This is a genomic window from Cryobacterium sp. M23 (genome assembly GCF_002929655.1).
GTDB classification, from domain to species: Bacteria; Actinomycetota; Actinomycetes; order Actinomycetales; family Microbacteriaceae; genus Cryobacterium; species Cryobacterium sandaracinum.
This window is the reverse complement of record NZ_PJJV01000076.1, coordinates 77940-99148: the sequence shown is the minus strand read 5'-3', so window position 1 is coordinate 99148 and position 21209 is coordinate 77940. Positions and strand designations below refer to the sequence as shown.

Below are 21209 nucleotides of genomic sequence, written 5' to 3'. Positions count from 1 at the left end.
GGACTAGTTGCCCTCCTGCTCGGTTGGTGCTGTCGTTCCCGGCAGATTTTGGTTGCGTGCGTAATCGAGGCCGAGCTGGCCGTCGTTGCCTGCAGCACGCAGAGAGTCGATGTACGACTCGTAGTCTGCCTCGGACACGACCTCGACCGTGAAGAGCATCAGCGAGTGATTCTCGCCGCACAGTTCGGCACACTTTCCGTCATAGGTGCCGATGCGCTCCGGGATGATCGACATGTAGTTGGTCTTGCCGGGGATCATGTCTTTTTTGTACAGGAAGTCAACGACCCAGAATGAGTGGATGACGTCGCGGGCGTCGAGCGCCAGTTCAACCTTCTGGCCGACCGGCAGGACGAGCGTGGGGATCTCAGACTGAACCAGCGAACCGGCGGGGCCGTCGACGTCGGGCTGGCCCTGGATGCCGGCACTGTAGACGTCTTCGTTGACGTAGTTGAAGTCCCAAGCCCACTGCTTGCCGATGACCTGGATTTTGACCTCCGGCTCATCGAAACGAGCCTCGATCTCTGCCTGGTCCCGCGCGGTGAAGGCGAAGAAGCCGACCACGAGAATAAGGGGAACGACCGTGTAGAAAATCTCGATCGGCATGTTGTAACGAAGCTGCACCGGAAGGCCGGTCTGACCCTTGCGGCGGCGGTAGACAACGACGGCCCAGATGATGAGCCCCCAGGTGATGAGCCCCACAATCATCAGAACGATCCATGATGTGGTCCACAGCCCGGAGATGCGCTCCGTCTGGTTGGTTACCGCCGGCTCACCCTCGATGAAGCCGGGGAGGTAGCCATGAAGCTGGGCTTGCGAGCAACCTGCGAGAACGAGGGCCAACGACGCTGCGATCGGAATTGCAGCCCATCGGAGACGATGGTTTTTGCGCACCAGTAACCTTTCGGTGAGACTCGACGACACTTAACTGGAAGTGCTTCTATAGACTCCCAGCCTACTGCGGGTGGCACGTTCCGTTGTGCAAGAACCGGCCTCCGAGATAACGAATTCGCCGCCAGTCATAGTATTTGCGGAGATACGAGCCCGTCGCGCTTTGTCTGGCGCCGGTGGGTCAGCTGAAGGAATCTCCACATGCGCAGCTTCCGCCGGCGTTCGGATTGTCGATCGTGAACCCCTGCTTTTGGATGGTGTCCTCGAAGTCGATGGATGCCCCGTCCAGGTAGGGGACACTCATTTTGTCTACGACGATCTCGACCCCATCGAAGTCGACGAGAGCGTCACCGTCGAGTAGCCTCTCGTCGAAATAGAGCTGGTAGATGAGGCCGGAGCAGCCGCCGGGTTGAACGGCAACGCGCAGGCGGAGGTCCTCGCGGCCTTCCTGGGCGAGCAGGCTGCGTACCTTGTCAGCGGCGGTGGCGCTCAGGCCCACGCCATGGGCGGCTGTGCTGGCGGCGACTGTGTCGGTCATGGTGCTCCTCAGTGTTCGAGTCGTTTTCACACGGTCTTTCGCGGCGGCTGAATGCCGCTGGTGGCCACGAAGATTGTACCGACCACAACCGGGAATACACCATCTGCATTCCCGGATTTCTGCGCTCTCGGTCGGGTCAGCTCCCGGTGCGCTGATTCAGACGGCCGAGTAGGAAGGCCTCACTGAGGATGGCCCGCTTGAACACTCCGAGATGCAGAGATTCGTTGGGGCTGTGCGCCCTGGAATCCGGGTCCTCGACCCCGGTGACCAAGATCTGAGCATCCGGAAACACCCGCACTAGGTCGGCGATGAAGGGGATGGACCCGCCGACGCCGATGTCCACCGGGCTTTCGCCCCAGGCTTCGGCCATGGCGCTCCGCGTCTCAGCGACGGCCCAGCCGCCCGTGTCGACCAGGAAGGCCTCCCCCGTGTCGACGTCATCGATGTCGATCCGGGCGCCGAATGGAGCCTTGGCGTGCAGATGCGCCTCGAGCGCACGGAACGCCTCGTCCGCCGACTGACCGGGAGCGATCCGGGTGCTTAGGCGAACGGTGACGGCCGGGGTGAGCGTGTTCGACGCGTTGGCCACGGACGGCGCGTCGATCCCGGTGATTGTGATGGCCGGCTGGGACCAGATCCGGCTGAGCACCGAGCCGTGACCGATCGGGCCGACGCCGTCGGTGAGCCCGGTTTCCAGGCGGAGCTGCTCCACCGAGTAGTCCGGAGTCGGAACATCGATGCTCGTCAGCCCGCGGACGGCGACGGCGCCGTCGTCGGCGTACAGGCTGTCGAGCAGACGAACGACGGCCATCATCGCGTCGGGAACCGCTCCCCCGAACATGCCCGAGTGCGACGCGTGGTCAAGGGTGCGTACCGTCAGTCGGAACGTGACATTGCCGCGCAGCGCCGTGGTCAGTGCGGGGGTGTTGATGTCCCAGTTGTTCGAATCTGCGACGACGATGGCGTCCGCGCGCAGGGACTCCCGGTTCTCCTCCAGGAAGGTGGCGAAGGACCGGCTGCCGAACTCTTCCTCGCCTTCGATGAAGAGCGCCAGGCCGAGGTCGAAATCGGGTCCTTCTGCTTCCACGAGAGCTCGGATCGACGCGATGTGGGCCATGACTCCCGCCTTGTCGTCCGCCGCACCGCGTCCGTAGAGGCGGTCGCCACGCACGGTCGGTTCGAACGGGTTGGAGTCCCAGTCCGCATCCTGGCCGGGAGGTTGCACATCGTGGTGCGCATAGAGCAGAACCGTCGGGCGCCCGTTGCGTGCCGCGCGCGTGGCCAAAACGGCCGGATGGCCGAGTTCGGCACCGCCCGGGATCCCGGCCCGCTTGATCTCGACCGATTCGAACACCCCGAGGTCGCGGACCAGGACCGCGACGGCATCCGCGCTGGTGGTCACCTGAAGTGCGTCGAAGGCATCCCAGGAGACGGAGGGAATCCGCACCAGGGAGCACAGGTCGGCAATGGTCGTGGGAAGGCCGCGTTCGACTGCCGCACGAAGAGCCGGGGCGGCCGGTGAGATTGCCGGGGGCGCTGTTTCTCGAATATCGGTCATCAGGTAATCTTAAGGCAACCAATTGCAAGGAACTGATGTGGCTAAGCCTGTGAACCCAGACGCACAACCATCCATGGAGACCCCGGACGAGACCAGGTCTCGCCTCGCGGCCACCCACCCTGTCGGCAAAGGGCAGGCGACGCCCAGCCGCAAGCAGCAAGAGGCTCTGAATCGGCGCCCGCTTGTTCCAGATGACCGCAAGCTCGCGGCCAAGCAGGCCAGAGGCAAGGCCGCCGAGGCTCGCGAGCGTGCCCGGGTGGGTATGGCTGCCGGAGATGAGAAGTTCCTCCCCGTGCGCGACCGCGGTGTGCAGAAGCGCTTCGTGCGCGACTTTGTCGACGCCCGCTTCAACGTGGGCGAATTCATGATTCCGGTGATGTTTCTGGTCATCCTGCTCAGCGTATTCCCCGACGCGGCCGTGCAGACGTACGGAATCCTGGGCCTGTGGGCCTTCGTCATCGTCGCCGTTGTCGACTCCGTCATCCTGGGCTTTATCGTCACGCGCAAGCTCAATGCCAAGTTCGGCGCTGAGAAAGCCGAGCGTGTGCGCTGGTACGCAGCGATGCGTGCACTGCAACTGCGTGTGCTTCGCCTGCCGAAACCACAGGTCAAGCGCGGCCGCTACCCCGCCTGACGCCGGAACTTCTCACGCGCTCAGGCGGAGAAGGTCCCCGACCTGATCAGGGGCACGCGGAGTTCCTCGTCCGTCAGCGATCCGTGCTGACCGACCATCGAACGTGCGGACTGATTCGGCTCGCGGGAGTCGTAGTAGGCTATGAGCTTGCGTGCGGCCACGATCACGTCGCCGATGCGTGGCAGGACCTCGGGTGCAACATCGCCGAACAGCCCGGACTCGACTGCTTCCGCGCGGCTGAAGACCCAGGCGCGGTGGCCTTCAATACCGCGCCACGTATCGGCGAGGGCCGCGCCTGAGTCGGAACCGAGTTCGGGTTCGAGGTAGAGGTGCAGGCACCGGGGATCCCCGCCGATGTGGCGGACGCCGCCGATGAGTTCGGGGACCGTGTCGAAGAGCACGTGTCTGGTCATCGGGACGTCGATGATTCCGTGGTCGGCCGTGACCAGGAGACCCTCATCGGCTTTCAGTGCGGCTGCGAAGCGGGCGGCCGCGCCGTCGAGGTTCTCCAGCGCGGCCAACCACCGTTCGGACTCCCAGCCGTGCGCGTGTGCGGCCACATCCAGCTCGGGGACGTAGACGTAGACGAGGGCGCGCGGCTCGGTGTCCAGAAGGTGTCGCGCGGCGGCAAACCTGTCGGACACGCTCTCCGCGGGCACGTAGTGCGCGCCGCGAAGCGCCGCCTGGGTGAAGCCGGATGTGGTGTACCGGCGGGGTCCGATGGCGAAACCGGGGATGCCGGCATCCGCGGCCCGTTCGAAGACGGTGCGCGCACGCTGCCAGGTCTCCGGTCGCATGTCGTCGTCCCAGCCGGTCAGCTGGTTCACCACACGGTCCCGGTCGGCGTCTCGGACCCGGTAGCCGACGAGTCCGTGCTGCCCGGGTGCGACACCCGTGGTAAGGGTCGTGATGCCTGCAGCCGTGGTGGATGGGAAGACGCCGTCGACCACGCTGGACTTGGTCAGCAGCGAGTTCAGGAATCGGGCGTGCCCGGGACGGGCTCGGAGGGAACTGACGCCGAGGCCGTCCGCCAGAAGGACGACCGCCTTGTTCGTCTGGCCGAGGTCCAGAATGTTGGAAAGGCCCTCGATCGATGACAGGGAACTTGTGAGAACGTCGGCAAGGCGCAGGGTGCCGAATTGGCGGGCCGGTAGCATGGGGGGCATCGTGCCAAGTCTGACATAGACAGGGACGGATCGATCCAGCGCCTACCCGACAGCGCGCGTCCCTCAACGCACGCCTCAGCAGAATTCACGAATGAGCCGTTCAGACAGCACCACGCCCGCCACGTTCACCGAGCGCATCGAAGACGTCGATGTATCCACCGAGATGCAGGGCTCGTTCCTCGAATACGCCTACTCGGTCATCTACTCCCGGGCGCTCCCGGACGCCCGGGACGGGCTCAAGCCAGTGCAACGGCGCATCCTGTATCAGATGAGCGAGATGGGGCTCCGCCCCGATCGCGGCCACGTCAAGTCGGCGCGGGTCGTCGGCGAGGTCATGGGAAAGCTGCACCCGCATGGCGACACCGCGATCTATGACGCTCTCGTGCGCATGGCGCAGGCGTTCACGCTCCGGGTCCCTTTGATCGACGGCCACGGCAACTTTGGCTCGCTCGATGATGGGCCGGCCGCCCCGCGGTACACCGAGGCCAGGCTGGCCGCGCCGGCCCTGGCCATGACGGAAAACCTCGACGAGGACGTCGTCGACTTCGTACCCAACTACGACAACCAGCTCACCCAGCCGGACGTTCTCCCGGCCGCCTACCCCAACCTGCTCGTCAACGGCGCGAGCGGTATCGCCGTCGGCATGGCCACCAACATGGCTCCGCACAACCTGATCGAGGTCGTCGGCGCGGCACGTCATTTGCTCGCCCACCCAAACGCGACCCTCGAAGACCTGATGGAGTTCGTCCCGGGGCCTGACCTGCCCACCGGCGGCACGATCGTCGGGCTGACGGGAATCATGGATGCCTACGCCACCGGGCGCGGCAGTTTCAAGACCCGGGCGCGGGTATCCGTCGAAGCCATCACCGCCCGCAAGGCCGGTCTCGTAGTCACCGAACTTCCCTATCTGGTCGGGCCCGAGCGGGTCATCGAGAAGATCAAGGACGGGGTCAATTCCAAGAAGCTCAGTGGCATCTCCGATGTCACCGATCTGACGGACCGCACCAAGGGACTCCGTCTCGTCATCGGGATCAAGACCGGTTTCAGCCCGGAGGCCGTGCTCGAGCAGTTGTACCGGGTGACCCCGCTCGAGGACTCCTTCAACATCAATGCGGTGGCCCTCGTCGACGGCGGCCCGCAGACACTGGGTCTGCGGGAACTCCTGCTCGTCTACATCGGACACCGAATCGAGGTCGTGACCCGGCGCTCGGCCTACCGACTGGCCCGACGAACGGAGCGTCTGCATCTTGTCGAAGGCCTAATGGTGGCAATCCTGGACATCGACGAGGTAATCCAGGTCATCCGCGCCAGCGACGACAGCGAGCAGGCGCGCGCCAAGCTGATCGACGTTTTCGACCTGAGCCAGATTCAAGCCGAGTACATTCTCGAGCTCCGCCTGCGGCGCCTGACCCGCTTCTCGCGCATCGAACTCGAAACCGAGCGGGATCAGCTGCTGGCGGAGATCGCGGCGCTGAAGAAGCTTCTCGGCAGCAGGGCCTCCATCCGCACCCTGGTGTCCGACGAACTGGCCTCGGTGGCCGAGCGTTTCGGCACACCGCGGCGAACCCTGTTGACCGAGGCCAAGGCGAGTGTCGCCGGCGCCAACAGCGCCGCCGCCAAGCGGAAGGCCGCCATCCTCGAGGTGACGGACACTCCGACCCGGGTCTACCTCAGCGTGACGGGCAAGATCGCCCGGGTGGAGATTCCGGCCGGCACCACTTTCCAGCCGGAGCGGATCACCCCGGCTCAGAGGCGCAGCAAGCATGACGCCGTCCTGTCCGTTCTGGACACGACCAGTCGCACCGAGATCGGAGCGGTCACCAGCCTGGGACGGCTCATCCGCTTCTCCCCCGTCGACCTCCCCTTGCTGCCGCCGACCTCGGTCCAGCTCGGGGCCGGCGTACGCGTGCGCGACTACCTGGCCCTGCCCAACACAGCGGAGAAGATCGTCGCGCTCGTCGCGCTCGATTCCAAGCATTCGATCGTTCTCGGGACCAGACAGGGCATCGTGAAGCGCGTCACCCCCGGCGACTGGGCAAACAAACCCGATTTCGAGATCATCGCGCTGAAGCCCAAGGACATGGTGGTCGGCGCGGCGCAGGGTGCGGAAGACGACGAACTCGTCTTCATCGCCTCCGACTCACAGCTGTTGCGTTTTCCTGCCGGGTCGGTGCGCCCGCAGGGGCGCACCGCCGGCGGTATGGCGGGCATCAAACTGGCCGCGGACGCGCACGTGGTGTATTTCACCAGCGTGGAAACGCACGGCGCGGCGGCGCTCGTGGTTGCGACCGTCGCGACCGGCAGCCACACCCTGCCCGGAACAGACCCGGGCAGCGCCAAAGTGTCCGACTTCTCCGAGTACCCGGCGAAAGGCCGGGGAACGGGTGGGGTGCGCTCCCAGCGGTTCCTGAAAGGCGAGGACACCGTCTCCGTCGCGTGGGTGGGGCCTCTGCCGGCCCGGGCGGTCGCGTCGGACGGCACACCCCGCATGCTTCCTGAATCAGGGTCGCGGCGTGATGCGTCCGGGGCCATGCTCGACTCCGTGATCGGCGCCATCGGCGCCCGGATCGGCTGACGCCCGAGCGCGATCTCCAGCCATGTGCGGAGGGTGGTGCGTTATGGTGGCCAAATGACACACCTCGACGATTCCGTCATTCTCGTCCTCGGCGCCTCGGGGGGTCTGGGAAGTGAAATTGCCCGACTTCTGGCTGCCGGCGGCGCCCGACTCGTCCTAAGCGGACGCAACCAGGCGAAACTTGAGGCGCTCTCGATTCCCGGAACCCCGCTCGCCGCCGACCTCATCGATCCGGACGCAATCACGACCCTCGTCGCCGACGCGATCAGCGTGAACGGACGGCTCGACGGCATCGTCAACGCGTCGGGGGTCGTTGCCTTCGGACCGGCGATCGAGGTGAGCGATGAGACGCTCGTCGAGCTGTTCGCCGTGAACACGCTGGCACCGATCCGCCTGCTCCGTGCGGCTCGGGCCGCGCTGAGCGAATCCGCCGAGCAGGGGCGAGAGCCCTTTATCGTCACCCTCAGCGGCGTCGTCAGCGAGAGCCCCACTGCCAACCTTGCCGCATACTCGGCGTCCAAGGCCGCCCTCGCTGCCTTCGGACAGGCCGCCGGCCGGGAACTGCGGCGTAGCGGCATCCGCATTCTGGACGCGCGGCCCGGTCACACCGAGACCGACCTCTCCACTCACCCGATCTCCGGAATCGCCCCGCGCCTGCCGGCCGGCTACCCTCCGGTCGTCGTCGCCCAGCGCGTCGTCGACGCCATCATCAACGGCGAACGCGACCTGGCAAGCACATCGTTCCACTCGTAGGCCCCCCGGTCACGGGCGTCACACGTCGATACGGTCGCGACTCAGTTTGTCCGAGCTCTCGATGATGAATTCCTTGCGCGGCGCGACGTCGTTGCCCATCAGGAGCTCGAAGACGTTGCCGGCCATCTCCGCGTCGGCGACCCGCACGCGGCGCAGCGTGCGATGCGCCCGCTCCATCGTCGTCGTCGCGAGCTGGTCGGCATCCATTTCGCCGAGGCCCTTGTAGCGCTGGATCGGATCCTGGTAGCGCTTGCCGCTTTTCTTGAGTCCGGCGAGCACGGCCTGAAGCTCCACCTCCGAATACGTGTAGATGGTCTCGTTCGGCTTCGTGCCCGGGTTCATCACCACGACCCGGTGGAGCGGCGGTACGGCCGCGAAAACGCGTCCCTCCGTGATCATCGGGCGCATGTAGCGGAAGAACAGGGTGAGCAGCAGCGTGCGGATGTGCGCGCCGTCGACATCCGCGTCGCTCATGATGATGACCTTGCCGTAGCGCGCGGCTGACAGGTCGAAACTTCGTCCGGACCCGGCGCCGATCACCTGGATGATCGACGCGCACTCGACGTTCGACAGCATGTCGGCAACGGATGCCTTTTGCACGTTCAGGATCTTGCCGCGAATGGGGAGGAGTGCCTGGTGCTCGCTGTCCCGGGCGAGCTTGGCCGTGCCCAGGGCGGAATCTCCTTCGACGATGAAGAGCTCGCTCGTCGAGACATCATTGCTGCGGCAGTCGACCAGTTTCGCGGGCAGGGACGAGCTCTCCAGCGCGTTCTTCCGGCGCTGGGTTTCCTTGTGGGCGCGAGCCGAGATTCGCGATTTCATCTCGGCCACGATCTTGTCCAGCACCACCGCGGCCTGCGTTTTGTCATCGCGCTTCGTGGACACGAAACGCTCGTTCATGGCTTGGGCGACGACGTTGGCCACGATGGCGCGAACCGCGGGGGTGCCAAGCACCTCCTTGGTCTGCCCCTCGAATTGAGGCTCGGGCAGCCGCACGGTGAGCACGGCTGTGAGGCCGGCCATCACGTCGTCCTTCTCCAGCTTGTCCGACCCCATTTTGAGCCGTCGAGCGTTCAGCTCGACCTGCGCTCGCAAGAACTTGAGCAGGCCCGCGTCGAACCCGGCCTGGTGCGTTCCGCCCTTCGGGGTGGCGATGATGTTCACGAAGCTGCGGACAGTCGTATCGTAACCTGTCCCCCAACGGAGGGCGATGTCCACGGCACAGTCCCGGACCAGCTCGGTGGGCACCATGGCGCCCGTCGGGGTCAGCACCGGGACAGTCTCCCGGAAGGTCCCGTTTCCGGTCAGTCGCCAAGTGTCGGTGATCGGGCTGTCGGTGGCGAGGTGATCGACGAACTCCGAGATCCCGCCCTCGAACATGAAGGACTCGAGCACGTGCACGTCTGTGCGCTCGTCTACGATCTCGATCCCCAGGCCCGGGACGAGAAAGGCCGTCTGACGCGCTCGCTCGAGCAATTCCTCGGTCTGAAACGACGCACCCTTCGTGAAGATCTGACGGTCGGCCCAGTAGCGCACCCGCGTCCCGGTCACACCGCGCTTGACCTTGCCGATGACGCGTAGTTCGCTCTGCTTCTCAAAAGGCGTGAACGGCGCGTCGGGGCTCTTCTTCCCCGAGTCCGCGAAAATCCCGGGTTCGCCGCGGTGGAACGACATGGCCCAGGTCTTGCCGTCACGGTCGACCTCGACATCGAGGCGCTCGGACAGGGCATTGACGACGGATGCGCCCACGCCGTGGAGGCCACCGGACGCGGCATACGATCCGCTGCCGAATTTGCCGCCGGCGTGCAGTTTGGTGAAGACGACCTCGACACCGGTCAGTCCCGTCTTCGGCTCGATGTCAACCGGAACGCCCCGAGCCGTGTCGCGCACCTCCACGCTCTCGTCAGCATGGAGCACGATGTCGATGCTGGTGCCGAAGCCGCCCAGTGCCTCGTCGACCGAGTTGTCGATGATCTCCCAGAGACAGTGCATGAGGCCGCGCGAGTCGGTGGACCCGATGTACATGCCCGGGCGTTTGCGAACCGCTTCCAGCCCTTCGAGGACTGACAGGTGGCGGGCAGAATAATCAGAAGAACTCACAACGGTCAAGAATACCGAACCAACGCCCTTCCCCGGTCATCAACACCCGATTGAAGTGCGCTACGCGGTGAGCGAAATAACGGGCAACCGACTCGATAACCTTGCCAGACCGTGTTTCCATTAGGTACAGGTTAAATTGGTATCAGTTGGTATCAGTCTGGAGGAGGAAACCATGTCCCAGATCGCAGCCGAAAATGGTGCCATCAATCACGAGAAGGCTCCCCACCAGCTCACCGCGGCAGACCGCTGTGATGCATGTGGAGCGCAGGCCTACATTCGTGTGGTCGTGAACAACAGCGAACTGCTGTTCTGCGCGCACCACGGCCGTAAGCACCAGGAGAAGCTCGCCGCCATCGCGGACAGCTGGCACGACGAGTCGAGCCGCCTCCTTGAGGACCAGCGCTCCTAGCGGTATCGGTCGGCCTCAGGCAGCTCGAACTGTCCCGCGACCGGCCGATGGGCATCTACTCCATGGGGAGTCCGAGCCGCACCGCGATCTGATTGCGTGCGGCTTGTGCCATGTCGTCGGCAGCCAGCGAATGGTCACCGGGCAAATACTCATGAACGATACGAGCTAGGGCCGTACGCAGCAGGTGATCGGCCAGCCCGGGGTTTTTGGCGAGAACGGGACCGTGAAGATGGGTCCCGACGACGCTACCCATGACCAGTCCCTCCGTACCCGCGCCATTGCCCGTTCCGGAGATCACCTGGCCGAGCGGCGCCGCCTCGCCACCGACATAGCTGCGCTGATGATTCTCGAAACCGATCAGACGTCCGAACCGGGAGGCGACCACGATGTCTTCCGTGGCCCGTGCCGGCATCGGAACAGCGCGACCGGCCACGATGCCCAGCCCCTCGACAACGGATCCGTCGGCGAGTTCGATGCCCCAGCTCAGAAGTTCCCAGCCGGTTCCGACCAGGAGGATGGGGACACCCGCGGTGGCCCAGGTGCGCAGCTCCGTGGTCATCGTCGCGAGGATGTCCCTGGCGCGCACCATGTCGGAGTCGGAGCCCGATCCGATGACGACGGCATCGACCTGGTCCGGCAGATCGGCCGCGGAGCGCACCTCCACGACCGTGGCGTCGGCACCGGCCCATCGGGCCCGCTGGGCGAGAACGCGGGCGTTGGCGGCATCGCCATTGGTGCCCAGGAGCTCGGGAAGCAGCGACACGATCGAGAGCGGACGGGTCATTCCTGCTCCTCCTTGTTGGTGACGAGCCCCAAGTATGTCCTGGTGCGTCGCATGGAGTCTGCGGAGAAGATGATCGTCTTCAAACCAGTCAGTGGTTCGGGCAGAGCCAGGAAATCATCCAGGGCCAGGCCCAGGTTCGGCTCGATGCGGTCGACGACGACGTCGTCGTACACCAGCTGGAGGGCGATGTCGTGCGCCTTCGAACCGGATGCAATGCGGACCCGGCCCAGACCCGAGGTGTTGACGGGCCAGAAGTAGGACGGGTCGCGCACGTCTGACCCGATTGCGATGAGAATCTGCTCGGTCTTTGGCTCGAGGCTGTCGACGTTCAGTTGGAAACTGGCCGGGTTCTGCACCAGCACGAATTCAACCTGCTGGCCGCGAACCGTGACGATCTCACCACGGCCGAAGACCGGTGGGATGGCCGAGATGGCGTTGATGGCCAGCACCGGGTCGAAGCGGTCGCCGAGTGCGGCCTGCGCCGTGCACAGCGCTGTCAAGGCGTCGACGGCATAATGCGTTCCGCGGGCAGGCAGCCCGAGCGGGTAAACCACACCCGCAATGCTCACGGTGGCGCGGCGGCCCTGCACTGAGGTGAGGAGCATCCCCTCCCCCGCGTCCAGCCTGGTGGCGGTGGTCGCACTGTAGCCCAGGCCCCGCGGATTATCGGCGAGAACGTCGGCGGAGACGCCGTAGCGCGCGACTGCCGAGGAGCCGGGTAGGCGTCCGGCGAGGTCGGTCAAATACTGGTCGTCCGCGTTGACCACGACGGTTCCGGTGGCGCTGGCGGCGATCTTGGCGAGCATGGCCGCGACCATGTTCGAGTCATGAAATCGGTCGATCTGGTCGACCATGACGTTCGTCAGCGCAACGACGCGCGGCGTCAACGTACCGGAGATCAGGGCTCCGTGGCCCTCATCCATCTCCAACACGGCGATGTCGCCCGCGATATGACCGCTCAGGCTGGCCTGCTCGAGTAGCGCGGAGGTCAGACCCTGGCTGATGTTGGCCGTGGACTGATTGGTGAAGACAACGCTGCCGTGAGCTCGGAGCGCCGCGACCAGCATCTTGGTCGTCGTTGATTTGCCGCTCGACCCGGTGACGATGACCAGGCCGCCGGGAAAGCTGTTCAGGCTGAGAGGAAGGAATCCGGGTGCGATCCTGTTGACGACGAGGCCAGGGATCGCGGATCCGCCGCCCGGCTTCCGCCAACGGGCCATTTTCCGTACGACTCGTCCCAGAAGAATCGCCGGTACGTAGCGCAAAACGCGCTCTACTCGAGGTAGTCGCGTAGGGACTGCGACCGTGAGGGGTGACGCAGTTTGGCCATGGTCTTGGACTCGATCTGACGGATGCGCTCGCGTGTCACGCCGAACGTGTCGCCGATCTGGTCGAGGGTCTTCGGCATGCCGTCCCCGAGGCCGAAGCGCATGCGGATGACGCCCGCTTCTCGTTCGGAGAGCGAGTCGAGCAGGCTCTCCAGCTGCTTCTGCAACATCGTGAACCCGACGGCGTCCGCAGGCACGACGGCTTCCGTGTCCTCGATCAGGTCGCCGAACTCGCTGTCGCCGTCCTCACCGAGCGGAGTGTGCAGGGAGATGGGTTCGCGGCCGTATTTCTGGACTTCGACGACCTTCTCCGGGGTCATATCCAGTTCGCGGCTCAGCTCTTCCGGTGTGGGCTCCCGGCCGAGGTCCTGAAGCATCTGGCGCTGCACGCGGGCGAGCTTGTTGATGACCTCGACCATGTGCACCGGAATTCGGATCGTGCGGGCCTGGTCGGCCATCGCACGCGTGATCGCCTGACGGATCCACCAGGTTGCGTAGGTGGAGAACTTAAAGCCCTTGGTGTAGTCGAATTTTTCGACGGCACGGATGAGGCCCAGGTTGCCCTCCTGGATCAGGTCGAGGAATTGCATGCCGCGGCCCGTGTAGCGCTTGGCGAGCGAGACGACCAGGCGAAGGTTCGCCCCCAGGAGGTGGCTTTTGGCGCGGGCGCCGTCTTTGGCGACCCACATGAGCTCGCGTCCAAGGGCGCTCTTCTTCTCGGCGTCGCTCATCTGGGACATCTTGTCTTCGGCGAAAAGCCCGGCTTCGATTCGCATCGCGAGCTCGACCTCTTCGGCGGCGTTCAGCAGGGCGACCTTGCCGATCTGCTTCAGGTAGTCCTTGACAGGGTCGGCCGTCGCTCCGGTGATTGCGCTGGAGTAAACCGGTACCTCGTCGTCGTCGTCGACCAGTGACAGTACCAGGGCGCCGCTCGGGAGTGCCTCGGCGGATGCTGCGCGCTTCTTTTTGGCCTCGTCGGAGTCGTCGTCGGCATCCGCGTCATCGCCGCGTGCGGCCTCATCGTGTTCGTCAGATGCCGGCTTGGCCTTCGCCTTCGTGCTGGCGGTGCGCTTGCGCGGCGCAGGCTTCTCTTCACCGTTTGCTGCGGCAGCGGCCGCAGCAGCGGCCTTGGCCAGGGCGGCCTTGGTCGGCTTCTTCGCGGCGGCCTTGGCTGCCGGCGCAACTGCGTCTGGAACCGCAGTGGTGCTCACGGTGGACTCTTCGGTCTGCTCGATTTTTGTGCGGGTTGCCATTCGAACACCTCTCATGCCGTGGCTCGGGAGCCTGCGGCGCTGCCAGGCGGGTCCCGACCGGGTGGGTATGGCGGGAGATGAGCCTGGGCAGTGTGGATTTTGGGCAGTACTAGGACCCATGTCAAGTCCCGGGCCATTCACACCGACACTGCTGTCGTTGCTCCCAGGACCAGAACGGGCCCTATTGACAATTATTGCATGCTTTGTGTAGGAGACAAGCCAGGCGCGCAGCTACTCCGGCTGCTGCCGCCGGCGCCAGGCCCGCGCCACGGCGACCCAGAGCGGCGCGACTTCCACTCCCTCGTCGCGGGACAGCTGGCTGCGGGTGCGGGCCCGGGCGTGCAGCAGAAAAATCACGCCGAGTCCCACAACCAGGAACTGCACGGAGAACGCAACCCGAAAGGAGTCGAGCGAATATAGATCGCTCGCCTCCCCCCTGGCGGTGCGCCAGCCGTCCTGAAGGTCAAGCAGTAGCCCGATCAGGTAGACCATCACGAAACTGGCGGTGAAGCCGCCCACGTTCACGACGCCGTTCGCTGAGCCGTGGCTGCGCTGGGGGTTGAAGGTGCGCGCGAAATCGAAGCCGATCAGTGAGCCGGGTCCCCCGATGCCAAGTGCGACGAGCAGCACCAGCATCAACCAGAACGGCGGCTGCTCCGGCCACAGCAGCACCGCGGCCCAGGCCGCGCCCATCAGCGCGACGACGCCCAGCACGATGGTGCTGCGGCGCAGCGGAAAGCGCGCCGTCAGGATCCCGAGGACCGGCCCGCACACCATGCCGGCACCCACCAGGACCATCAGCATCGCCGCGGCGAGGGACGGGTCGTAGCCAAGTCCGTACACCATGAAGGGGAACCCCCAGAGCAGGGTGAAGACGGTTCCGGAGGACTGTGTGACGTAGTGCGACCAGAAGCCGAGCTGGGTTCCGGGCCGTTTAAAACTGTGTGTGAGCTGCAGGAGCGCGCCACGCCAGCTGGTGGTTCGGTTCTGCATGGATGCGAGGTCCGGCTGGTCCTTCACCACGACGATGACCATGATGAGGGCCACCACGGCAACTGAGGCGGCGGAGAGGAACGTCGGCGTCCAGCCCCAGGTGTGCAGCACCCAAGCCAGCGGGAGGGCGGACAGCACCTGGCCGAGCTGACCGATGTTCCCCAGCCACTGCGAGAGCTGAGGAACGATGCGTCCGGAAAACCACGAGGCGATGAGACGAATCATAGAGATGAAGATGCCGGCGTCGCCGGCACCGACGAGGATGCGTCCGAGCACGGCAATCGAGATGTCGGGGGCGAAGGCGAGCGTGGTCTGACCGACCACCATCAGCCCTGTCCCGGAGGCCACCAGCACGCGAGGCCCGTACCGATCGATCAGGACGCCCACCGGAATCTGTGCCGCCGCATAGACGGCGAGTTGCACGACGGCGAGACTGGACAGCAGCGCGGCAGACCCGCCGAACCGCTCGGTGGCGGCGACACCGGCGATCCCGAGGGAAGAGCGCTGCAGGACGGCGGAGAGGTATGCGAACGATCCGACGTAAAAGATCAACCAGGAGCGGCGCGTGTTCATTGGCCCAAACTTACCCGGGCCGGAGCATCCGGATTCACGGCGACGCTCGACAGATCAGGCCGGCGAACCGTCGTCTCTGCTGCGCCGGGTGGCGAGGAAGTTCTCCAGTTCGGCGGCGATCTCGTCGGCGCTGGGCAATTCGCCGGCCTCGTCGGTCAGTGGGGAGCGCAGCGTGCTGCCCTCCATATAGGCGTCGTAGCGCTCTTCGAGCGTGCCGACGAGCTTGCCCAGCTCGGGGTTGTCCCGCACTTGCTCGTCGATGCGGGCGACGAATTCGCGATTCTTCTCTCGCACCCGATCGGTGGGGAAGATCAGACCGGTGGAGGCACTTGTGCTGTCCAGCGCCGCGAGGGCGGCGAGGGGGAATTCCGTGTCGGCCAGATAGTGCGGGATCAGCAGTACGAACCCGACGACGGAGGCGCCAGCCTCCTGCAGCCGGTATTCCACCAGGTGCAGCGCGTTCGCCGGAACCTGGGTGTTCGGACGCCAGACCGACATGCTCTCGACCAGATCGGACCGGTTTCCGCTGACGGTCACGCCGATCGGACGGGTGTGCGGGACCGGCATCGGAATCGCGTGCACCCAGGTTGTGGAGGCCACCTTGAAGCGGCGCTCGAGCTGCAGCACCGCGGCGGTGAACTGTTCCCAGCGGAAATCCGGCTCGAAGCCGGTCAGAAACAGGAACGGCTGGCCGATCTCGTCCCGGGCCTGGTACACCCTCAGGGCGGGAGGCTGATAGTCGGTGAGGTGGTCCTGGTCGAACTGGATGATCGGCCGCCGCGCCCGGTAGTCGAGCAGCACGTCGGCGTCGAAGGTCGCGACGACGGTGTGGTCAAGGGTTTCCAGAAGGTATTCCGCGAATTGCGAGACGGCACCACCGGCATCCGCGAAGCCCGTCAGACCCGCCACAAGGTGGAGCCCCTCCGGGACGTTTTGCGCGTCCGCAGTCAGCTCGTAAATGTCACCAGGATCCCGCATGACATTAACTGTAAGCGCCAAATTCCGGGCAGTGCGGGAATCGACGACCCCGCCGTGATGCCGAGAGCGAACACACCCGGAGCGTACGATCGGGGGATGAACGCACCCCGCCTGACCATATCCGCAGCACCCGCCCTCGAATCGGAGGTGGACGTTCTCATTGTCGGGGCGCTCCAGTCCGGCGACTCCGCCGCCCTGTTCGCTGACGCCGCCTTCGCCGGCCTCGCGGACCAACTCGCCCCCCTGGGTATCACGGGCGGTCGCGATCAGGTGGTGCGACTGCCTGCGTCGATCGGCAACGCCCTCAGCATCGCCGTTGTCGGAATCGGCAAGGAGGCCACGGTCGATGCGCTGCGCCATGCTGCCGGGTCGGCCGTTCGCCAGCTGACCGGCGTGACCTCGGTTGCCTTCGCCTTCCCCATAACCACGGATGCCCAAGCGGAGGCCGTCCTGGAGGGTGCCGCGCTCGGTGCGTATTATTACACCGCGTACCGGCAGAACTCGCTCGCCGCGACCAGGATCCCGGCGCAGGAGATCACGGTGCACACCGCCGCGGAGGCGGCCGGATCCTCCGCCCGCGTCGGAGTCATCGCCGAGGCCGTCAACCTGGTCAAGGACCTGGTCAACATGCCGCCCTCCGACCTCTACCCGGAGGCACTCGCGCGCCTGTCCATGGACGCCGCCGCGGGCCTTCCCGTCGCCGTGCGCGTCTGGGACGAGGCGGAGCTGGCCGCGGATGGTTTCGGCGGGATCGCGGGCGTCGGCCAGGGTTCCAGCCGGCCGCCGCGCCTGGTCAAGGTCAGCTACACGCCGGAGGGCGCGACGCAGCACCTTGCCCTGGTCGGCAAGGGCATCACCTTCGACACCGGCGGACTCTCACTGAAGCCGCCGGCATCCATGGTCGGCATGAAATACGACATGACCGGCGCGGCGACCGTGCTGGCCGTGACCCTGGCGGCCGCCCGCCTGGGGCTCAACGTGCGCATCACCGCCTGGCTCTGCATCGCGGAGAACATGCCGTCCGGCTCGGCCATCCGACCCAACGACGTGTTGCGGATCCGCGGAGGCCGCACGGTCGAGGTGCTGAACACGGATGCGGAGGGTCGCCTGGTTCTTGCGGACGGTCTCGTCGCGGCCGGCGAGGAGTGCCCGGATGCGATCGTGGACGTGGCGACGCTGACCGGCGCCGCCCTCGTCGCACTCGGCACCCGCTACTACGCCGCCATGGGTGAGGATGCCCTGGTCGCCCGGGTGCTCACCGCCGGCAAATCGGTGGGTGAGCTGGTGTGGCCGATGCCGCTTCCCGAGGAACTGCGCCCTCTACTCAACTCGGATGTCGCCGACATCGCCAACGCGAAGATCGGCAGCACCCACGGCGGCATGCTGCTCGCCGGAGTATTCCTGCAGGAGTTCATCGGGACCCGCGGCAACGGGGACGGCACCGAGACGATCCCGTGGGCCCACCTGGACATCGCCGGGCCGGCCCACAACACCGGCAGCGGGTGGGGATTCACGAATGCCGGGCCGACCGGAATCTCGGTTCGGACTCTGCTCCGACTGGCCGAGGACTTTTCGCGCCCGTAGTACAGTCAAATGGGCGAGAAATCTCGCCCACTCTCGCCTGCCCGGATGCGTATCCTCGCTGCGGGCAGACCGGGTTGTGATGTATGAGGGAGTATCTGGGTGTCGGAACAGAATTTTGACCTTGTCGTTCTCGGCGGCGGAAGCGGTGGCTACGCGGCCGCATTGCGTGCCGTTCAGCTGGGGCTCACCGTTGGCCTGATCGAAAAGGGCAAACTCGGCGGAACCTGTCTGCACCTCGGTTGCATCCCGACCAAGGCACTCCTGCACTCGGCCGAGGTGGCCGATGTCAGCCGCGACGCCGCGAAGTACGGTGTCAAAACGCAGTTCGAGGGCATCGACATGCCAGCCGTGAACGCGTTCCGCAAGAGTATTGTGGCGTCGAAGTTCAAGGGGCTGCAGGGTCTGATCAAGTCGCGCGGCATCACAGTGATCGAAGGTGAAGGTCGATTGATTTCGCCGAACACCGTGCAGGTCGGTGCCAACACCATCGTGGGTAAGAACATCGTCCTCGCGACAGGCTCCTACTCCCGCTCCCTGCCGGGGCTCGCCATCGGCGGTCGAGTCATGACCAGCGAGCACGCCCTGGAGCTCGAGTTCGTCCCGAAGAAGGTCGCCGTGCTCGGCGGCGGCGTCATCGGCGCCGAATTCGCGAGCGTCTGGAAGTCCTTCGGTGCCGACGTCACCATCATCGAGGCACTTCCCCACCTGGTTCCCAACGAGGAAGAGTCCATCTCCAAGCAGCTGGAGCGCGCCTTCCGAAAGCGTGGCATCGAATACTCGCTCGGCATCCGGTTCCAGAGCGTCACTCAGCACGAGAACGGCGTCGTCATCACCCTGGAGGACGGCACCATCATCGAGGCGGAGATTCTGCTCGTCGCCGTCGGGCGTGGCCCGTCGACCGCCGGACTCGGCTTCGAGGAGGTCGGCGTCACCATGGACCGCGGCTTCGTCCTGACCGACGAGCGCCTCGCGACCAACATCCCCGGCGTCTTCGCCGTGGGCGACATCGTCCCCGGCCTGCAGCTCGCGCACCGCGGATTCCAGCAAGGCATCTTCGTCGCCGAGGAGATCGCCGGTCTCAACCCGATCGTCGTCGACGACCTCAACATCCCCAAGGTCACCTATTGCGACCCGGAGATCGCCTCCGTCGGCTACTCGGAGGCCAAGGCTGCCGAAAAGTTCGGCGCCGACCAGATCTCCACCGTCGAGTACAACCTGGGTGGAAACGGCAAGAGCTCCATCCTCGGCACGAGTGGCTCCATCAAGCTCGTCCGGGTCAAAGACGGCCCCATCCTCGGTGTCCACATGATCGGCGCCCGCGTCGGCGAGCTGATCGGTGAGGGACAGTTGGTGGTGAACTGGGAGGCCTACCCGGAAGACATCGCCCCGTTCCTGCACGCGCACCCCACCCAGAACGAGGCACTCGGCGAGGCCTTCCTGGCGCTGGCCGGCAAGCCGCTTCACGCGTAGCCGCCGAACCTCTGCATTCAGACACTCAGTACTCTAATTACAGACAATACGTTTTGAAGGAGACAATCGCATGAGCGAATCCGTTAACCTCCCGGCACTCGGTGAGAGTGTCACAGAGGGTACGGTCACCCGCTGGCTGAAGAACGTGGGAGACCGCGTCGAAGTCGACGAGCCGCTGCTGGAAGTATCGACCGACAAGGTGGACACGGAAATCCCGTCCCCCATTGCCGGCGTGATCGAGGCCATCCTGGTTCAGGAAGATGAGACCGTCGAGGTCGGAACTCCGCTGGTCACGATCGGTGACGGTTCCGGTGCCTCCACTCCCGTCGCGGAAGCGCCTGCGCCGGTGGACGCTCCCGAGCCCGTCGCGGAAGCTCCGGCACCGGTGGCGGCACCCGCACCCGTGGCGGCACCCGCACCCGTTGCAGCACCGGCACCGGTGGCGGCCCCCGCACCCGTGGCGGCACCCGCACCGGTGGCGGCACCCGTACCGGTCGCGGCACCCGTACCGGTCGCGGCACCCGTACCGGTCGCGGCACCCGTACCGGTCGCCGCACCCGAACCCGTCGCTGCACCCGCACCGGTGTTCGCGCCCACACCGGTCGCGGCACCCGTTGCTGCTGCGGCTCCTGCCGCTGCACCCGTCGCCGCCCCGGCACCTGCCGCTTCCCCCGTGGTCGCGCCGGAGCCGGCCGTCTCCCGCGGATCGCACGCGGGAACATCCGGCTACGTCACCCCCATCGTCCGCAAACTCGCGAACGAGGCCGGTGTCGATCTGTCCCGCGTGGTCGGAACCGGTGTCGGTGGACGCATCCGCAAGGAGGACATCGCGCTCGCCCAGGCCAGCGCTCCCGTCGGGACGGCTGCAGCAACAGCTCCGGCCGTGGAGGTTTCCGCCCTGCGCGGGACCACCCAGCCCATGTCGCGTCTGCGCAAGGTCGTCGCCGAGCGCGCCGTCATCTCGATGCAGTCATCGGCTCAGCTGACCACGGTGGTCGAGGTCGACGTCACCCGGGTCGCGGTTCTTCGCGACCAGGTGAAGGCCGATTTTCACGCTAAGACGGGCAACAAGCTGTCCTTTCTGCCGTTCTTCGCTCTCGCTGCAGCCGAGGCACTTCAGGCCAACCCAATCATCAACGCCACCATCGACGGCGACACGATCGTGTTCCCGAGCCAGGAGAACATCAGCATTGCGGTCGATACCGAACGCGGCCTGCTGACCCCGGTCGTGCGCAACGCGGGCGAGCTCGATCTGGCCGGATTCGCCGCTCAGATCGCCGACCTCGCCCAGCGCACCCGCGACAACAAGCTCAAGCCCGACGAACTGTCTGGTGGAACGTTCACACTGACCAACACCGGTTCGCGCGGTGCGCTCTTCGACACCCCGGTCGTCTTCCTGCCGCAGAGCGCCATCCTCGGCACCGGGGTTGTCTACAAGAAGCCCATCGTCGTCAGCCAGGGTGGCCTCGACGCGATCGCGATCCGCTCGACCGTGTTCCTGGCTCTGTCCTATGATCACCGCATCATTGACGGCGCGGATGCTTCACGCTTCCTCGTCACCATGAAGCAGCGTCTCGAGGCAGGTGCCTTCGAAGCAAACCTCGGCATCTAGTCGATGTCGTCCG

Annotated in this window: 17 protein-coding genes; 7 read left to right on the top strand and 10 right to left on the bottom strand. The window is 65.6% G+C overall.

The annotated features are described in order from the left end of the window. Nucleotides 1-3 precede the first annotated feature (3 nt). From coxB to CXY82_RS11990, 3 genes are all read right to left on the bottom strand, one after another. Nucleotides 4-891, bottom strand: a complete 888-nt coding sequence (gene coxB, locus CXY82_RS12000; protein WP_104171124.1) for a cytochrome c oxidase subunit II — start codon at nt 889-891, stop codon at nt 4-6. Between the two features lie 178 nt (nt 892-1069). Then, nucleotides 1070-1426 carry an iron-sulfur cluster assembly accessory protein gene (locus CXY82_RS11995; protein WP_104171123.1) on the bottom strand — a complete coding sequence of 119 codons (357 nt, stop codon included), beginning with the start codon at nt 1424-1426 and terminating at the stop codon, nt 1070-1072. A gap of 136 nt (nt 1427-1562) precedes the next feature. Next, nucleotides 1563-2984: a dipeptidase gene (locus tag CXY82_RS11990; protein ID WP_104171122.1), complete on the bottom strand. Its 1422-nt coding sequence runs from the start codon at nt 2982-2984 to the stop codon at nt 1563-1565. Nucleotides 2985-3021: 37 nt separating this feature from the next. Between CXY82_RS11990 and CXY82_RS11985 the strand changes: the two genes are divergently transcribed. Beyond that, nucleotides 3022-3618, top strand: coding sequence for a DUF3043 domain-containing protein (locus CXY82_RS11985; protein WP_233199314.1), 597 nt, complete (start codon nt 3022-3024; stop codon nt 3616-3618). A gap of 20 nt (nt 3619-3638) precedes the next feature. Here CXY82_RS11985 and CXY82_RS11980 read toward each other — a convergent pair whose 3' ends face one another. Further along, the gene (locus CXY82_RS11980) at nt 3639-4784 is read right to left on the bottom strand and encodes an alkaline phosphatase family protein (RefSeq protein ID WP_198411968.1); all 1146 of its coding nucleotides are present in this window, start codon (nt 4782-4784) and stop codon (nt 3639-3641) included. A 91-nt stretch (nt 4785-4875) separates the two neighbouring features. Here CXY82_RS11980 and CXY82_RS11975 point away from each other — a divergent pair, with 91 nt between their 5' ends. Both CXY82_RS11975 and CXY82_RS11970 read left to right on the top strand, forming a co-directional pair. Then, a complete protein-coding gene (locus CXY82_RS11975; protein WP_104171120.1) occupies nt 4876-7359 on the top strand; it encodes a DNA topoisomerase (ATP-hydrolyzing) subunit A in 2484 nt (827 codons plus the stop codon). Nucleotides 7360-7413: 54 nt separating this feature from the next. Further along, a complete protein-coding gene (locus CXY82_RS11970) occupies nt 7414-8112 on the top strand; it encodes an SDR family oxidoreductase (protein ID WP_104171119.1) in 699 nt (232 codons plus the stop codon). An 18-nt stretch (nt 8113-8130) separates the two neighbouring features. On the opposite strand, the gene CXY82_RS11965 is transcribed toward CXY82_RS11970, so the two are convergent. Next, nucleotides 8131-10212, bottom strand: a complete 2082-nt coding sequence (locus CXY82_RS11965) for a type IIA DNA topoisomerase subunit B (protein WP_104171118.1) — start codon at nt 10210-10212, stop codon at nt 8131-8133. Between the two features lie 172 nt (nt 10213-10384). On the opposite strand from CXY82_RS11965, the gene CXY82_RS11960 reads away from it, so the two are divergent. Further along, complete coding sequence (locus CXY82_RS11960; protein WP_104171117.1) at nt 10385-10621, top strand: hypothetical protein; 237 nt, start codon at nt 10385-10387, stop codon at nt 10619-10621. 55 nt (nt 10622-10676) lie between these two features. Here the strand turns inward: CXY82_RS11960 and CXY82_RS11955 are convergent, their stop codons facing one another. The 5 genes from CXY82_RS11955 to CXY82_RS11935 form a co-directional block, all read right to left on the bottom strand. Beyond that, on the bottom strand, nt 10677-11405 hold the full coding sequence (locus CXY82_RS11955) for a type 1 glutamine amidotransferase (RefSeq protein ID WP_104171116.1): 729 nt from the start codon (nt 11403-11405) through the stop codon (nt 10677-10679). After that, the gene (locus CXY82_RS11950; protein ID WP_104171115.1) at nt 11402-12625 is read right to left on the bottom strand and encodes a MurT ligase domain-containing protein; all 1224 of its coding nucleotides are present in this window, start codon (nt 12623-12625) and stop codon (nt 11402-11404) included. Before CXY82_RS11950 ends, CXY82_RS11955 begins: the two co-directional genes overlap by 4 nt. 53 nt (nt 12626-12678) lie before the next feature. Then, nucleotides 12679-14106 carry an RNA polymerase sigma factor gene (locus tag CXY82_RS11945; RefSeq protein WP_370443702.1) on the bottom strand — a complete coding sequence of 476 codons (1428 nt, stop codon included), beginning with the start codon at nt 14104-14106 and terminating at the stop codon, nt 12679-12681. Nucleotides 14107-14217: 111 nt separating this feature from the next. Next, on the bottom strand, nt 14218-15552 hold the full coding sequence (locus CXY82_RS11940) for a nitrate/nitrite transporter (protein WP_104171113.1): 1335 nt from the start codon (nt 15550-15552) through the stop codon (nt 14218-14220). Nucleotides 15553-15606: 54 nt separating this feature from the next. Continuing rightward, complete coding sequence (locus tag CXY82_RS11935; RefSeq protein ID WP_104171112.1) at nt 15607-16530, bottom strand: proteasome assembly chaperone family protein; 924 nt, start codon at nt 16528-16530, stop codon at nt 15607-15609. 96 nt (nt 16531-16626) lie between these two features. On the opposite strand from CXY82_RS11935, the gene CXY82_RS11930 reads away from it, so the two are divergent. From CXY82_RS11930 to CXY82_RS11920, 3 genes are all read left to right on the top strand, one after another. Next, a complete protein-coding gene (locus tag CXY82_RS11930; RefSeq protein ID WP_104171111.1) occupies nt 16627-18114 on the top strand; it encodes a leucyl aminopeptidase in 1488 nt (495 codons plus the stop codon). 99 nt (nt 18115-18213) lie between these two features. After that, on the top strand, nt 18214-19584 hold the full coding sequence (gene lpdA / locus CXY82_RS11925; RefSeq protein WP_104171110.1) for a dihydrolipoyl dehydrogenase: 1371 nt from the start codon (nt 18214-18216) through the stop codon (nt 19582-19584). A 70-nt stretch (nt 19585-19654) separates the two neighbouring features. Then, nucleotides 19655-21196, top strand: a complete 1542-nt coding sequence (locus tag CXY82_RS11920; protein ID WP_104171109.1) for a 2-oxo acid dehydrogenase subunit E2 — start codon at nt 19655-19657, stop codon at nt 21194-21196. Nucleotides 21197-21209: the final 13 nt, after the last annotated feature.

Coding starts and splice junctions, on each gene's coding strand:
- CXY82_RS11995 (WP_104171123.1), bottom strand. CDS start 1,426: ATGACCGACACAGTCGCCGCCAGCACAGCCGCCCATGGCGTGGGCCTG.
- CXY82_RS11990 (WP_104171122.1), bottom strand. CDS start 2,984: ATGACCGATATTCGAGAAACAGCGCCCCCGGCAATCTCACCGGCCGCC.
- CXY82_RS11980 (WP_198411968.1), bottom strand. CDS start 4,784: ATGCCCCCCATGCTACCGGCCCGCCAATTCGGCACCCTGCGCCTTGCC.
- CXY82_RS11975 (WP_104171120.1), top strand. CDS start 4,876: ATGAGCCGTTCAGACAGCACCACGCCCGCCACGTTCACCGAGCGCATC.
- CXY82_RS11970 (WP_104171119.1), top strand. CDS start 7,414: ATGACACACCTCGACGATTCCGTCATTCTCGTCCTCGGCGCCTCGGGG.
- CXY82_RS11960 (WP_104171117.1), top strand. CDS start 10,385: ATGTCCCAGATCGCAGCCGAAAATGGTGCCATCAATCACGAGAAGGCT.
- CXY82_RS11955 (WP_104171116.1), bottom strand. CDS start 11,405: ATGACCCGTCCGCTCTCGATCGTGTCGCTGCTTCCCGAGCTCCTGGGC.
- CXY82_RS11950 (WP_104171115.1), bottom strand. CDS start 12,625: ATGGCCCGTTGGCGGAAGCCGGGCGGCGGATCCGCGATCCCTGGCCTC.
- CXY82_RS11945 (WP_370443702.1), bottom strand. CDS start 14,106: ATGGGTCCTAGTACTGCCCAAAATCCACACTGCCCAGGCTCATCTCCC.
- CXY82_RS11940 (WP_104171113.1), bottom strand. CDS start 15,552: ATGAACACGCGCCGCTCCTGGTTGATCTTTTACGTCGGATCGTTCGCA.
- CXY82_RS11935 (WP_104171112.1), bottom strand. CDS start 16,530: ATGCGGGATCCTGGTGACATTTACGAGCTGACTGCGGACGCGCAAAAC.
- CXY82_RS11930 (WP_104171111.1), top strand. CDS start 16,627: ATGAACGCACCCCGCCTGACCATATCCGCAGCACCCGCCCTCGAATCG.
- CXY82_RS11920 (WP_104171109.1), top strand. CDS start 19,655: ATGAGCGAATCCGTTAACCTCCCGGCACTCGGTGAGAGTGTCACAGAG.